This is a genomic window from Poseidonocella sedimentorum (assembly GCF_900116005.1).
Lineage (GTDB): Bacteria > Pseudomonadota > Alphaproteobacteria > Rhodobacterales > Rhodobacteraceae > Poseidonocella > Poseidonocella sedimentorum.
Genome location: NZ_FOYI01000003.1, coordinates 32854 through 46815, shown reverse-complemented (window position 1 = coordinate 46815; position 13962 = coordinate 32854). Strand labels below are relative to the sequence as shown.

Here is a 13962-nt window from a genome sequence, read left to right as displayed (position 1 = left end):
CGTGACGCGCCCTGTCTTGATTGCGATCCCCGCCGCCCCAACGCGGTGATGATCGACGGCCCGTCTGGCGCCACCCAGCGGCTCTTTGCGGCTTTCCTGCGCGTCTCGCCGGATCACTCCTTCCCAAGCTGGAGAAAGAGCACCGACAGCGGCGGCAGGGTCAGGCGCGCGTGTGCGGGCTGCCCGTGGCTTTCCCCCTCAACCGCCTCGACACCGCCCATGTTCCCGCGATTGCCGCCGCCATAGATCTCCGCGTCGGTGTTGAGCACCTCGTGCCAGCGCCCCGCCTCGGGCAGGCCGATCTGGTAGCCCGTCTGCTCCACCGGCGTGAAGTTGCAGATCACGGCCACCGGCGGCGCACCCGCCTCGCCCTTGCGCAGCCAGGCATAGACCGAGCGCTCGGCGTCCCGCATCTCGATCCACTCGAAGCCTTCGGCGACACAATCGCGCTGATAGAGGGCGGGCGTGTCGCGGTAGAGCCGGTTGAGATCGCGCACCAGCGCCTGAATGCCCGCATGAGGCGCGTGGTCGAGCAGGTGCCAGGCCAGCGCCTCATCATGCTGCCACTCATGCGGCTGGGCGAATTCCTGGCCCATGAACAGCAGCTTCTTGCCCGGATGCCCCCACATGAACCCGTAATAGGCCCGCAGGTTGGCAAAGCGCTCCCAGTCATTGCCCGGCATCCGCGCGAGCATCGAGCCCTTGCCGTGGACGACCTCGTCATGGCTGATCGGCAGGATGAAGTTCTCCGAGAAGGCATAGGAGAGGCCGAAGCAGATCTGGTCGTGGTGGTGCTTGCGGTGGATCGGGTCCTTCTTGATGTACTCCAGCGTGTCGTTCATCCAGCCCATGTTCCACTTGAACCCGAAGCCGAGCCCGCCGGAGAAGACCGGCGCCGAGACGCCGGGAAACGAGGTGCTTTCCTCGGCCACCGTCATGATCCCCGCACAGTCGCCATAGGCCTCCTCGTTGACCCGCTGGAGAAACCCGATCGCCTCGTAATTCTCACGCCCGCCGTCCCGGTTGGGGACCCATTCGCCGTCTTTGCGCGAATAATCGCGGTAGAGCATCGAGGCCACCGCATCGACGCGCAGCCCGTCGGCGTGGTACTCTTCGAGCCAGTAAAGCGCGTTCGAGGTCAGGTAGTTCGCGACCTCCTTGCGCCCGTAATTGTAGATCAGCGTGTTCCAGTCCTGGTGGAATCCCTCGCGCGGATCGGCGTGTTCATATAGCGCGGTGCCGTCGAACTGGCCCAGCCCATGGGCATCGGCCGGGAAATGCCCCGGCACCCAGTCGAGCAGGATGCCGAGCCCCGCCTCATGCGCCGCGTTCACAAGATCGCGGAACTCATGCGGCGGGCCGAAGCGGATGGTGGGGGCATACATGCCCACCGGCTGATAGCCCCAGGAGCCATCGAAGGGATATTCGCTCACGGGCATGAGCTCGATATGGGTGAAGCCCATCTCGCGGACATAGGTCACAAGCTCCTCGGCCGCCTCGCGGTAGGAGATCGGCCGCCCGCCCTCCTTGCGCCGCCAGCTCCCGAGCTGCACTTCGTAAATCGAGATCGGCGCCTCGCGGCTTTGCGCCGCCGCGCGCCGCTCCATCCAGGCGTCGTCGGACCAGCCATAGCCGCGCAAATCGCGCACCACCGAGGCCGTCTCGGGCGGATGCTCGGCGCCGAACCCGACCGGGTCGGCCTTGGCGGGCAAAAGCGCGCCGGATTGTGCGAGGATCTCGTATTTGTAGCCCGCGCCTTCGCCGATCCCGGGCAGGAAGAATTCCCAGATGCCGGTCCCGCCGCGCCGCCGCATCACATGCCGCCGGCCATCCCACTGGTTGAAATCGCCAAGCAGGGAAACCCGCCGCGCATTGGGCGCCCAGACGGCAAAATGCGTCCCGGCGATCCCCTCGTGCTCCAGCACATGCGCCCCCAGGACTTCCCAGAGCCGCCGGTGCGTGCCCTCGGCCACGAGGTATTCGTCAAAATCGGAAAAGACCGGCCCGAAGCGATAGGGATCCTCTGCCTCCCAGGTCGCGCCATCGGCGCTCTCGCCCAGCAGGACATAGGGTTTGACCCCCGGCACATGGCCCGAAAAGAGCCCGTCGCCCAGAGGCTCCAGCGGGTGGCGCTTTGTGCCCACCCTGGCCCACATCGCCGCCGCCCCGTGATCGAGCGCGGTGACAAAGCGCTTGCGCCCCACCTTGTGGGGACCGAGCCAGGCGAACGGATCATCATGCTGCCCCGCCGCCAAAAGGCGCTGCACTGTCAGGGGGATATGCCCCAATGTCTCGGCGCGTTTGTTACCTGTCATGCCTTTGACACTAGACGCGTTTGGCCAACTTGCAACTGCTGAGACAGGGGGGCGCGGGAATTTCCTCAGTCGATGAGCGGCGCCGCGCCCCAGATCTCGCCCATGTAGCCGCGGATCGTCCGGTCCGAGGAGAACCAGCCCGAGCGCGCGGTGTTGCGTGCGGCCATCCGCGCCCAGGTTTCGCGGTCGCCATAGGCGCGGGAGACATCGGTTTGCGCCGCGTGATAGGCGGCGAAATCGGAGGCCACGAGGAAATGATCCCCGCCCGCGATGTTGTCGGCGATTCCGTGGTAGCGGCCCGGCTCATCGGGGCTAAAGGTCCCGTCCCGCAGGGCGCCGAGCGCGCGGGCCAGCGGGGCCGAGCCCTCGATCGCGCGCCGCGCATGATCGGGGACCGCCCGCCGCGCGGTGACCTCGGCCGCCGTCATCCCGAAGAGAAAGAAATTCTCCGGCCCCACCTGCTCGCGGATCTCCACGTTGGCGCCATCCAGCGTGCCGATGGTCAACGCGCCGTTGAGGGCGAATTTCATGTTGCCCGTGCCCGAGGCCTCCTTGCCGGCGGTCGAGATCTGTTCGGAGAGGTCTGAGGCCGGGATGATCCGCTCGGCGAGCGAGACGTTGTAATTGGGCAGGAAGATGACCTGAAGATATTTGCTCGTCACCGGATCGGCATTGAGCCGCGCGGCCACGTCATTGATCAGCCGGATGATGTCCTTGGCGAAATGATAGCCCGGCGCGGCCTTGCCGCCGAAGATCTTGAGCCGGGGTGTCCAGTCTGCCTGCGGATCGTCGTGAATCGCCTGCCATGCGGCGATCGTCTGCAGGATGTTGAGATGCTGGCGCTTGTATTCGTGGATGCGCTTGATCTGGGCGTCGAACATCGCGTCGGGGTCGACCTTGAGCCCGTAATCCCCGGCCAGCCAGTTGGAGAACACCGCCTTGTTCGCCCGTTTGGCCGCCGCGTAGCGATTGATGAAGGCGCCGTCGCCGAGATGCGGCTCCAGCCGTTCCAGTTGCGACAGATCCCGCACCCAGCCCGCGCCGATCGTCTCGGTGATCAGATCCGACAGCGCCGCGTTGCAGGACTTGAGCCAGCGCCGGGGCGTGACGCCATTGGTCTGGTTGACGATCCGGTCGGGATGCACCTGGTGCAGCCCCTCGAAGACCGTCTCCTTCATCAGCTCGGTGTGCAGCGCCGAGACCCCGTTGACCTTGTGGGCCATGACGAAAGAGAGCGTGCCCATCTGGATCTCGCCATGCTCGAAGATGCTGCCCGGCCGGTCCGGGTGGGCGCCGTAGTGCTCGGCGTCGATCCGCTCGATGATCTCCAGATGGCGCGGCAGCAGGTGGCCGAAGAGCCCCTCGGACCAACTTTCGAGCGCTTCGGGCAAAAGCGTGTGGTTGGTGTAGGACAGACAGCCGCGCGCGATCTCCACCGCGCGGGAAAACTCCACCCCGCGCTCGTCGTGCAGCAGCCGCACAAGCTCGGGCCCCGCGACGGCGGGATGCGTATCGTTGAGCTGGATCGCGACCTTTTCGGGCAAGAGCGCGAGGTCATCGAAATCGCGCTCGAAGCGGCACAGGATGTCGGCCAGGCTCGCGGCGACGAAGAAGTATTCCTGCTTGAGCCGGAGCGCCTTGCCCTCGTCAGTGGTGTCGTCGGGATAGAGCACACGGCTGATGGTGCGCGCGAGCGCCTCTGGCTCGGCCGCGCCGCGAAAATCGCCGTGGTTGAATCGGTTGAGATCGAAGGGATAGACCGCCCGCGCCGACCAGAGCCGCAGCGGATTGGCCCATTGCCCCTCCCAGCCGACGATGGGCGTATCGAAAGCCTCGGCCTCGACCTCCTCGGCCGGATGCCAGATCGTGCGGCCCTCGACCTGGTGCACATGCCCACCGAAGCCGACGCGCAGCCGCGAGCCGGGGCGCTCGAATTCCCAGGGGTGCTGTTGTTCGAGCCAGAGCTCGGGAAGCTCCACCTGCCGGCCGTGTTCGAACTGCTGGCGGAAAAGCCCGTGTTCGTAGCGGATGCCATAGCCGATCGCCGGGCAGCCGATGGTGGCGAGCGATTCCATGAAACAGGCCGCGAGCCGGCCCAGCCCGCCATTGCCGAGCGCCGCGTCGGGCTCATCGGCGACGACCTCGCCGAGCGCGAGCCCCAGATCGCGCAGCGCCACCTCCGCCGCTTCCGCGAGCCCGAGGTTGACCAGCGCGTCCTCCAGCAGCCGCCCGATCAGGAACTCCAGGGAGAGGTAGTAGACCCGCTTGGCCCCCGCCTCCCGCGCCGCACGCTCAGAGGCGAGCCAGCTTTCCGTGATCCGGTCACGCACCGCGAAGGAAAGCGCCATGCGCCAATCGCCAAGCGCCGCATCCTCCGGCGCGCGGCCGATGGTGAAGGTCAGATGCTTGAGCACGTCGGCCTTGAGGGCGGTGGCATCGATGGCGTCGCCGGCCGGAACGGCGTGGAGGGTCTGGGTCATGATCGGGGCACCGAGGCTTCGCGCGGCCACCGGGCCGACCCCGGTTCAAGCGCTTTGGATGCCCTTATCCGCAGGAAGTTTACAAACTGCAAGCGGCAGGGCGTGTCAGACCTGATACGTCCCCGCCCGGCCCGCGCGCTTCTCAGCCGCGAAATCCGGTGGCCACGACGAATTTTTCCGAACTGTCGGAGCGGCTTGCCGGCGGTTTGACGTTGGCCACCTTGGTGAATTTCTGCTTCAGGAGCTTTTGCAACTCCCCCTCGGCCCCGCCCGCGAGGACCTTGGCCACGAAGGTTCCGCCCTCTTCGAGCACGTCGAAGGAGAAATAGGCGGCGGCCTCGCAGAGCGAAATGATGCGCAAATGGTCGGTCTGCTTGTGGCCCGAGGAGGAGGCGGCCATGTCGGACATGACCACATCGGCCTTGCCCCCGAGCCAGCCCTTGACCGTCTCGTCGGCGCCCTCGTCCATGAAATCGAGCTGGTGCATCTCGGCGCCCGCGAGCGGCTCGATTTCCTGAAGATCAACCCCAAGAACCCGGCCCTGCGCCTTGCCGGACTTCTCGCCCAAGGCATTGACCCGCGCGACCGCCACCTGGCACCAGCCACCGGGCGCGCAGCCCAGATCAACCACCCGCGCACCGGGCACGAGGAAGCGGTACTTGTCGTCAAGCTCCATGATCTTGAACGCCGCCCGGCCGCGATAGCCCTCGGCCTGGGCGCGTTTGACATAGGGATCGTTGAGCTGGCGCTGAAGCCACCGGGTCGAGGAGAGCTTGCGCCCCCGCGCCGATTTGACCTTGACCGTCAGATCCCGTTGCCCGCGTCCGGACGTGTTTTTGCCGCTCGGCTGTTTCGCCATTCTCGATCACTCCTCGTGCTGTCCTTCCCATACCCGATGGCGGGAAGGACGGCCAGAGCGGGTCAGGCGTTGACGTCGACCACGACGCGCCCCTTGACCTGCCCCTTGAGGATATCGGCCCCGAGCCTGGGCAGATCGGCGAGCGTCGCCGGCTGAACCATCGCCTCGAGCTTGTCCATCGGCAGATCCCGCGCGATCCGGCCCCAGGCACGCAGGCGCGCGTCATGGGGTTGCAGCACGCTGTCGATGCCCAGAAGGTTGACCCCGCGCAGCAGGAAAGGAACCACCGTCGCCGGGAGCGCCGCGCCCCCCGCCAGCCCCACGGCCGCCACGCTGGCGCCATATTGCATCTGGCCCAGAACGCGGGCGAGCATCGCGCCGCCCACCGCATCGACGCAGCCGCCCCAGGTCTCGCTCTCCAGCGGGCGCTTGACCGTCTCGGCGATGTCCTCGCGCGCAACGATCCGCGACGCCCCGAGGGATGTGAGATAGTCCGCCGACCCGGGCCGCCCGGTCACGCCCGCCACCTCATGGCCGAGCTTGGCGAGGATCGCCGTCGCGACAGAGCCAACCCCGCCCGACGCGCCCGTCACCAGCACCGGGCCGTCCTTGATCCCGTGATCCTCGAGCGCCATGACCGCAAGCATCGCCGTGAATCCCGCCGTGCCGACAGCCATCGCCTGTTTCGTGCTGAGCCCCTCGGGCAGCGGGACAAGCATGTCAGCGGGGACGCGCGCCTTTTGCGCATAGCCGCCCCAGCGGTTCTCCCCGACGCGCCAACCGGTCAGCACCACCTTGTCGCCCGGCGCGTAGCGCGCGTCGCCCGAGCTCTCGACCGTGCCTGCGAAATCGATCCCCGGCACATGCGGATAGGTCCGCACCAGCCCGCCGCCCGGCCCGATGCAGAGCCCGTCCTTGTAGTTCAGCGTGGAATATTCGACCGCGACCGTAACGTCGCCCTCCGGGAGGCGGTCCTCGTCCAGCTCCGTGACCCCGGCCCGCGTCTGGCCGTCCTCGTCCTTCTCCACCAGCAATGCCCGAAACATCTCGCCTCCTCCTCGTCTCAAAGGTGCCGCTCGTGCGGATGCCCGCCGAGCCCTTGGCGCCACAATGGCGCGGCGGGCCCAACTGTCAATCCGATGCGCCGCACCCTCGCCTGCCAGGCCCGGCAAAAAGGGGTTGCGCGGCGCGCGGAGGATTGATACAGTATAACATATCGATAAGATGCGCCACCGCCGGCCTTCCCGGCGGTTTTGGCCTTTGTTGCCGAAATTTACACAAGCGTCACACCGGCGACACATATCCATTACAGTCCCCGCCCTAAGTGCGCCCCGTGGCCACAGGAGCCGCACACCGCCGGCACGAAACCGCCGGACAGACATCAGGGGACAGAATTCATGAAAACCTCCGCACTCGCCTTCGCCGCCGCCATGGCCGGCACTGCCGTCGCCGCGCAGGATCTGCCGCAGGCCAGCAGCGACTGGTTCACCGCAGGGCAAGCCACCATCGAAGCGATGCTCGCGCGCAAGGCCAACACCAACACCGCCAAGAACGTGATCGTCATGGTCGCCGACGGCAACGGCGTGGGCACCAACTACGCAACGCGCCTCTTCGACGGCCAGCAAAAAGGCATGCTGGGCGAGGAAAACGTCCTGCCCTACGAGACACCCGACTTCTACACCGCGCTGGTCAAGACCTATAACATCAACGCCCAGACGCCCGACAGCGCCCCGACCGCGGGCGCGATGAACACCGGCGTGAAGCAGCGCTTCAACCTCATCAACCTCAGCGAATCCGGCATTCACGACGATTGCACCACCGAAGCGGGCAACACGCTCACGACATTCTCCGAGATCGTGACGGACATGGGCAAATCGGTCGGTATCGCCTCCACCGCGCGCCTGACCCACGCCACGCCCGCCGCCGTCTACGCCAAGACCGCCAACCGCAACTGGGAAGGCGCCGTCCCCGAGGGCTGTGACAATTCCAAGGACATCGCGACCCAGCTCATCGACGCCATGGAAGCCGGCACGATCGACTTCGCCATGGGCGGCGGCGGGCGCTTCTTCCTGCCCGAGGGCACCGAAGTCGGCCAGAGCAAGGGCCGCCGCACCGATGGCGTCAACCTGATCGAACGGGCCGAAGGCTTCGGCGCGCAGTTCGCCCATGACACCGCCGGCTTCGACGCGCTCTCGATGGACGCGCCCGTCCTCGCGCTCTTCAACGACAGCCATCTGGAATACGAGGCCGACCGCGCCGATGACGACGAGCCCTCGCTGGCCGACATCACCAAAAAGGCGATCGAATTCCTCAGCCAGAACGAGAACGGCTTCTACCTCGAAGTCGAAGCGGGCCGGGTCGACCACGCCAGCCACGCCGGCAACGCCTACCGCACCCTGACCGACGGCGTCGCCTTTGCCGAAGCCGTGGCCATCGCCGACGAGCTGACCAATGACGAGGATACGCTGATCATCGTCACCGCCGACCACGAGCACGCCATCGCCTTCAACGGCTACTGCGGGCGCGGCTCCGACATCCTCGGGCTTTGCATGGGCGTCTCCAAGATGGGCGACAAGCACAGCAACGAGCCCCTGCTCGCCGCCGACGGCAAGCCCTACACCGTGGTCGGCTTCCTCAACGGCTCCGGCTCGGTGCTGCGCGAGGACGTGAACTGGGTCGGCGCGCGCGGCGATCTCACCCAGGAAGAGGCCACCGACATGGACTACGTCCAGCAAGCGCTCGTCCCGACCTCGTCGGAGACCCACTCGGGCGAAGATGTGGCCGTCTATGCCAAGGGCCCCTGGGCGCATCTGGTCGACGGAACGCTGGAGCAGAACGTGCTCTTCCACGTGATGCACCACGCCGTCACCGCCGAATAACAACGGCCGCCGGGCCCCGCGCCCGGCCGCCTCTCCACATCACCGATCCGCGGGGGGCCGTTCCCTGCGGATCTTTTCCACCTCAGGCTTGCCCCATGCTCCGTCGCGATTTTCTCTCTTCCTGCCTCGGCACCGGTCTGTCCACGGCCCTGCCCCTCGGCCTCCTGCCCGGCGCCCTGCGCGCCGAGGCCGCCCCGCTCAAGCTCCGCGAGCTTTACAACAAGGACAAGAGCTTCTCCGGAATCGCGCTCGGACTCGAAGGCAAACCGCTCACGGTCGAGGGGTTCATGGCCCCGCCGCTCAAGGCCGACAGCACCTTTTTCGTGCTGACCAAGATGCCGATGTCGGTCTGTCCCTTCTGCGAGACCGAGGCCGACTGGCCCGCCGACATCCTCGCCATCTACACCCGCCGCACCTTCCGCACCGTGTCCTACTCGCGCAAGATCGAGGTCTCGGGTCTTCTGGAGCTCGGCCCCTTCCGCGACCCCGACACCGGGTTCCTCAGCCGCGTGCGCCTGACCGGTGCGCATTTCGACATCGCCTGAGGCCCGCCCGGATGCCCCGCACTCCGCCGCCCCTGCGCCTGCGCGATCTCGCCGTGACGAGCCCTGGCGGGCGGGCGCTGCTCACCCTGCCGAAGCTCGCCATCGCCCCGGGCACCGCCACCGTCATCCGCGGCCCTTCCGGCGCGGGAAAATCGACGCTGCTCATGGCGCTCGCCGGGCTCATCCGGCCCGCGCGCGGCGAAATCCGCTGGGGCGAAACGGATCTCGCGGCGCTGCCCGAGCCCGCCATCGCCCGTTTCCGGCGCGAAACGCTGGGTTTTGTCTTTCAGGACCACATGCTCTTCGAAGAGCTCAGCGCCGCAGAAAACGCCAGCCTCGCCGCGCTCTATGCACCGAAAGCCGCGCGCGCCGGGCTTGCCGCCCGTTCAGAGGCGCTGCTCACCCGGCTCGGCCTCGGCGCGCGGGGCGCGCGGCGGGTGGACAGCTTTTCGGGCGGTGAGCGCCAGCGCATCGCGGTCGCCCGCGCGCTGGCGACTGATCCGCCGATCCTGCTGGCCGATGAGCCCACCGCGAGCCTTGATCGCGCCAATGCCGACCGGCTCGTCGCCGACCTGATGAGCCTCGCCCGCGATGGCGGCAAGACGGTGATCGCGGTGAGCCACGATCCCGCGCTCATCGCCGCCGCCGACCGGGTGCTCCATATAGAAGACGGCGCGCTCCGCCCCGAGTCCGCCCGTGTTTAACGCGCTGTGGCACAGCCTCCCCCTCTGGGCGCAGGACGGCGCGATTGCCCTTGCGCTGCTCGCCCCGGCGCTGCTGCAGGCCCCGCTGATCCTGCGCGGCTACCGGCTCGGGCCGCTCCTGCGCGGGCTCCTGCGCCGCCATGCGGGCCTCAGCCTCGTCTTCATCTTGCTGATCGCCACCTCCGTCGCCATCGGCGCGGCGATCACCGCACAGGAACGCGCGCTGCGGCAGGGGTCGGCCCGGGCGGCGGACAAGTTCGACCTGATCGTCGCCGCTCCCGGGAGCGAGATCACTGCCATGCTCGCCGCGGTCTACCTTCAGCCCTCCGCCCTGCCGCTCATCGACGGGGAGACCTTCGCCGAAATCGCCGCCACCGAGCAAGTCGCCCTCGCCGCGCCCATCGCCTTTGGCGACAGCTGGCAAGGCGCGCCGATCGTCGGCTCCACCGCGGAGTTCGTCACCCACCTTGCCGAAACGCTGGCCGAGGGGCGGCTTTTTGAGAGCACGGAGGAAGCGGTCGTCGGCGCGGGCGTTCCGCTGGAGATCGGCGCGCGCTTCACCCCGGCCCACGGGCACGGGGTCGCCGATGCGGCCGAAGCGCATGACGTCGCCTATGAGGTCGTGGGCCGCATGCCTCGCACCGGCTCGCCCTGGGACAAGGCGCTGATCGTGCCGGTCGAGGCGGTCTGGGGCGTCCACGGGCTCGCCGACGGGCACGGGCCCGACTGGGACGGCACGCTCGGCCCCCCCTTCGATCCGAGCCGCTTTCCCGGCACACCCGCCGTGCTGATCCGCGCCTCCTCGCTCTGGGCCAACTACGCGCTTCAACGCGCCTTCACCACCGAGCGGACCATGGCCTTCTTCCCCGGCAACGTGCTCTCCCGGCTCCACGCGATCATGGGCGATCTGCGCCAGATCCTCTCCGTCGTGGCGCTGCTCACGCAGGTGCTCGTGACCGCCGCCGTGCTGGCCGGGCTGATGATGCTCACGCGCCTGCTCGCCCGCCGGCTGGCGCTTCTGCGCGCGCTCGGCGCGCCCCGGCGGTTCATCTTCGCGCTCACCTGGAGCTTCGCGGGCAGCCTCATCCTCGCCGGAACGGCGCTTGGCCTGCTGCTCGGCCTGATCGCCGCGCGGATCCTGTCGGGCATGATCACCGCGCGCACCGATGTGCTGGTCACGGCCCATCTCGGCTGGCCCGAACTGCATCTCGTGGCCGGGTTCGTGAGCCTCACGCTGAGCCTTGCCCTCATCCCCGCCGCGCTGACGATCCGCCGCCCGGTGATCGCGGATCTGCGGCTCTAGGCGCCCGGCCTCAGCCGCCCAGATCGTCGAGGATCGGGCAATCGGGCCGGTCGTCTCCGGCGCAGGCCGAGACCAGATGTGCCAGCGTGCCCCGCAGTGCCTTGAGCCCCGCGATTTTCTCGTCGATCCGCGCAAGGTGCTCCTGGGCAATCGCGCGGACCTGCGCGCTCTCGCGCGTGTCGTCCTCGTAAAGCGCGAGCAGCACGCGGCAATCCTCGATGGAGAACCCAAGGGCGCGGGCCCGGGCGAGAAAGCGCAGCTTGTGCAGGTCCGGCTCTGAAAAGGCGCGGTAGCCATTGGCGTCCCGCCCCGGCGTGACCAGCGCGATCTCCTCGTAATAGCGGATCGTCTTGGGCGGCAGCCCGACCAATTTCGCGGCCTCTCCGATGTTCATTCCATGCCCTCCACGGCCCGGATCCGGCGCAAGCGTAGCGCGTTGGTCAGCACGAAGACCGACGAGAGCGCCATCGCCCCGGCGGCAAGCATCGGCGAGAGCATCGCCCCGGTCAGCGGATAAAAGAGCCCCGCCGCCACTGGGATCAGCGCGACGTTGTAGCCAAAGGCCCAGAAGAGGTTCTGGCGGATATTGGCCATGCTCTGGCGCGAGACCTCCCAGGCGTTGGCCACGCCCAGCGGATCGCCCGACATGAGCACCACATCGGCGGCCTCCATGGCGATATCCGTGCCCGTGCCAAGCGCGATCCCCACATCCGCGCCCGCGAGCGCGGGGGCGTCGTTGATCCCGTCGCCGACGAAGGCGACGCCGCCTTGGCTGCGCAGCTCCTGCAGCAGCGCGAGCTTGTCCTCGGGGCGCATCCCGGCATGGACCTCGGAGACCCCGAGCGCCGTGCCGACAGCCTCCGCCGTTGCGCGCTGATCGCCCGAGAGCAGGAGCGTGCGCAGCCCTCGCGCCTTGAGCGCTGCCATGGCCGCCGCGCTACTGGCCTTGATCGGATCGGCCACGGCGATAATCCCGGCCAGGGCGCCGTCCATCGCGGCGAACACGGTGGTTTTCCCTTGCGCCGCGAGGGTTTCCGCGGTCTCGGCCTCCGCCGCGCTCACAGCGATGCCCGCGGCTTCGAGATAGGCGCGCGAGCCCACGCGCAGGTCCGCGCCGCCGACAACGCCGCGAATGCCCTGCCCGGTCTCGGAGGCAAACTCCGCGACCTCGGGCAGCGCCGCCCCCTCGCTTGCCGCAGCAAAGGCCATGGCCAGCGGGTGCTCCGACTGGGCCTCGAGCGCCGCGACCGAGGCGAGCAGCGCCGCGCGCCCGCGCCCCTCCAGCGTCACCACATCGGTGACCGTCGGGCGCCCTTCGGTGAGCGTGCCGGTCTTGTCGAAAGCGACCGCGTGGACCCCGCTCAGCCGTTGCAGCGCATCGCCCTGCCGGAAGAGCACCCCGAGTTCCGCCGCACGGCCGGTGCCCACCATGATCGAGGTCGGCGTCGCGAGCCCCATGGCGCAGGGGCAGGCGATGATCAGGACCGACACGCCCGCGATCAGCGCGTGGGTCAGGCGCGGCTCTGGCCCGAAGAGCAGCCAGGCGCCGACCGTCAGCACCGCCGCCAGAAGCACCGCCGGGACGAACCAGAGCGTGACCCGGTCCACCAACGCCTGCACCGGAAGCCGCGCGCCCTGCGCCTCATCGACCAGCCGCACGATCCGCGACAGGACCGTGGCCGCGCCCACGTGGGTCGCGCGAAAGCGCAGGTGGCCGGTCCCGTTCATTGTCCCGCCGATGACCGCGTCCCCCGGCGCCTTGGCCACGGGCAGCGGCTCGCCGGAGATCATGCTCTCGTCGATCTGGCTCGCGCCCTCCGTCACGACGCCATCTACGGGGACCCGCGCGCCGGGGCGCAGATCGAGCAGATCGCCCTCGACCACCTCGCCCAAGGGCCGCTCCACCACCCGCGCGCCCTCAAGGACCCGCGCCGTCTGGGGGCGCAGATCGAGCAGACCGCGCAGCGCATCCCCGGTCCGGCCCCGGGCCCGCGCCTCAAGGTAACGCCCGATGAGGATGAGCGTGACGATGACGGCCGCCGCCTCGAAGTAGACCGCGCGCGCCGAGGCGGGCAGCAGCTCCGGCAGGGCCGTGGCCACCGCCGAATAGCCGAAGGCCGCCCCCGCGCCGAGGGCGACGAGGCTGTTCATGTCCGGCGCGCGGCGCCAAAGCGCCCGGATCCCGCGGGCAAACAGCGGCCGCCCCGGCCCGAGGATCACCGCAAGCGCCAGCGCGCCCTGCAGGAGCCAGCTTGTCTGTTGCCCGATGGTGCGGTTGATGAGGTGATGCCAGGGCGCATAGAGGTGGCCGCCCATCTCGATGAGGAACACCGGCAGGGTGAGGATCGCGGCGATCGCGGCGCGGCGGGCGGCCTGGTGGACCTCGCGCTGCGCTTCGGTTTTACCTGTCTCGCCGTTTTGCTGCGTGCCGGTGGGTGTCTCTGCGGGCGGGTAGCCGGCCTGCGCGAGCCGCTGGCGCAGATCGTCGGGCGCGGCCACGCCGTCTTGTGCCGTGACGGTCACCTCCCGGCGGGCGAGGTTGCTGTGGACCCCAAGCACCCCCGGCGCGCCGTCCAACGCCGCTTCGATCCGCCCGGCGCAGGACGCGCAGGACATGTCCGGCACGGCAAAGCGGATCTGCATCTTCCGGACCGGATAGCCCGCCTCGGCCAGAGCCCGCGCCGCCGCCGGGAGCGCGTCGGGCGCAGCCTGAAACCGCGCTTTGCCATCGGCGAAATTGACCGAGACCTCGCTCACCCCCGGAACTTTATCGAGTGCCCCGCGCGCCCGCGCGGCACAGGCGCCGCAGCTCAGCCCCTCAAGGACGAGGCTGTGGGAACCCGGTGCCTGGGTTTGACGATTGTTCATGACGGCGCC

At 68.6% G+C, this 13962-nt stretch carries 10 protein-coding genes; 4 read left to right on the top strand and 6 right to left on the bottom strand.

Features of this window, described 5'->3' with window-relative positions; genetic code table 11:
• Positions 1–113 precede the first annotated feature (113 nt).
• From glgB to acuI, 4 genes are all read right to left on the bottom strand, one after another.
• Positions 114–2315, bottom strand: a complete 2202-nt coding sequence (gene glgB, locus BM353_RS05660; RefSeq protein ID WP_092077680.1) for a 1,4-alpha-glucan branching protein GlgB — start codon at positions 2313–2315, stop codon at positions 114–116.
• A 65-nt stretch (positions 2316–2380) separates the two neighbouring features.
• Complete coding sequence (locus BM353_RS05655; protein WP_092078457.1) at positions 2381–4795, bottom strand: glycogen/starch/alpha-glucan phosphorylase; 2415 nt, start codon at positions 4793–4795, stop codon at positions 2381–2383.
• A gap of 142 nt (positions 4796–4937) precedes the next feature.
• Positions 4938–5654, bottom strand: a complete 717-nt coding sequence (locus BM353_RS05650; RefSeq protein WP_092077677.1) for an RlmE family RNA methyltransferase — start codon at positions 5652–5654, stop codon at positions 4938–4940.
• Between the two features lie 62 nt (positions 5655–5716).
• The gene (gene acuI, locus BM353_RS05645) at positions 5717–6700 is read right to left on the bottom strand and encodes an acryloyl-CoA reductase (RefSeq protein ID WP_092077674.1); all 984 of its coding nucleotides are present in this window, start codon (positions 6698–6700) and stop codon (positions 5717–5719) included.
• 351 nt (positions 6701–7051) lie between these two features.
• On the opposite strand from acuI, the gene BM353_RS05640 reads away from it, so the two are divergent.
• From BM353_RS05640 to BM353_RS05625, 4 genes are all read left to right on the top strand, one after another.
• Positions 7052–8533 carry an alkaline phosphatase gene (locus tag BM353_RS05640; RefSeq protein WP_092077671.1) on the top strand — a complete coding sequence of 494 codons (1482 nt, stop codon included), beginning with the start codon at positions 7052–7054 and terminating at the stop codon, positions 8531–8533.
• Between the two features lie 95 nt (positions 8534–8628).
• Positions 8629–9078, top strand: a complete 450-nt coding sequence (locus tag BM353_RS05635) for a hypothetical protein (protein ID WP_092077668.1) — start codon at positions 8629–8631, stop codon at positions 9076–9078.
• Positions 9079–9089: 11 nt separating this feature from the next.
• Positions 9090–9782: an ABC transporter ATP-binding protein gene (locus BM353_RS05630; protein WP_092077665.1), complete on the top strand. Its 693-nt coding sequence runs from the start codon at positions 9090–9092 to the stop codon at positions 9780–9782.
• Positions 9775–11085, top strand: a complete 1311-nt coding sequence (locus tag BM353_RS05625; protein WP_143104105.1) for an FtsX-like permease family protein — start codon at positions 9775–9777, stop codon at positions 11083–11085. The genes BM353_RS05630 and BM353_RS05625 overlap by 8 nt, the downstream gene beginning before the upstream one ends.
• Positions 11086–11095: 10 nt before the next feature.
• Here BM353_RS05625 and cueR read toward each other — a convergent pair whose 3' ends face one another.
• Together cueR and BM353_RS05615 are read right to left on the bottom strand one after the other, a co-directional pair.
• Positions 11096–11479, bottom strand: a complete 384-nt coding sequence (gene cueR / locus BM353_RS05620) for a Cu(I)-responsive transcriptional regulator (RefSeq protein ID WP_092077662.1) — start codon at positions 11477–11479, stop codon at positions 11096–11098.
• Positions 11476–13953, bottom strand: a complete 2478-nt coding sequence (locus tag BM353_RS05615) for a heavy metal translocating P-type ATPase (protein WP_092077659.1) — start codon at positions 13951–13953, stop codon at positions 11476–11478. The genes cueR and BM353_RS05615 overlap by 4 nt, the downstream gene beginning before the upstream one ends.
• Positions 13954–13962 lie beyond the last annotated feature (9 nt).

Excerpts from the sequence above, each read along its gene's own strand:
- BM353_RS05630 (WP_092077665.1), top strand. The coding sequence starts at position 9,090 with ATGCCCCGCACTCCGCCGCCCCTGCGCCTGCGCGATCTCGCCGTGACG.
- glgB (WP_092077680.1), bottom strand. The coding sequence starts at position 2,315 with ATGACAGGTAACAAACGCGCCGAGACATTGGGGCATATCCCCCTGACA.
- BM353_RS05615 (WP_092077659.1), bottom strand. The coding sequence starts at position 13,953 with ATGAACAATCGTCAAACCCAGGCACCGGGTTCCCACAGCCTCGTCCTT.
- cueR (WP_092077662.1), bottom strand. The coding sequence starts at position 11,479 with ATGAACATCGGAGAGGCCGCGAAATTGGTCGGGCTGCCGCCCAAGACG.
- BM353_RS05655 (WP_092078457.1), bottom strand. The coding sequence starts at position 4,795 with ATGACCCAGACCCTCCACGCCGTTCCGGCCGGCGACGCCATCGATGCC.
- BM353_RS05635 (WP_092077668.1), top strand. The coding sequence starts at position 8,629 with ATGCTCCGTCGCGATTTTCTCTCTTCCTGCCTCGGCACCGGTCTGTCC.
- BM353_RS05640 (WP_092077671.1), top strand. The coding sequence starts at position 7,052 with ATGAAAACCTCCGCACTCGCCTTCGCCGCCGCCATGGCCGGCACTGCC.
- acuI (WP_092077674.1), bottom strand. The coding sequence starts at position 6,700 with ATGTTTCGGGCATTGCTGGTGGAGAAGGACGAGGACGGCCAGACGCGG.
- BM353_RS05650 (WP_092077677.1), bottom strand. The coding sequence starts at position 5,654 with ATGGCGAAACAGCCGAGCGGCAAAAACACGTCCGGACGCGGGCAACGG.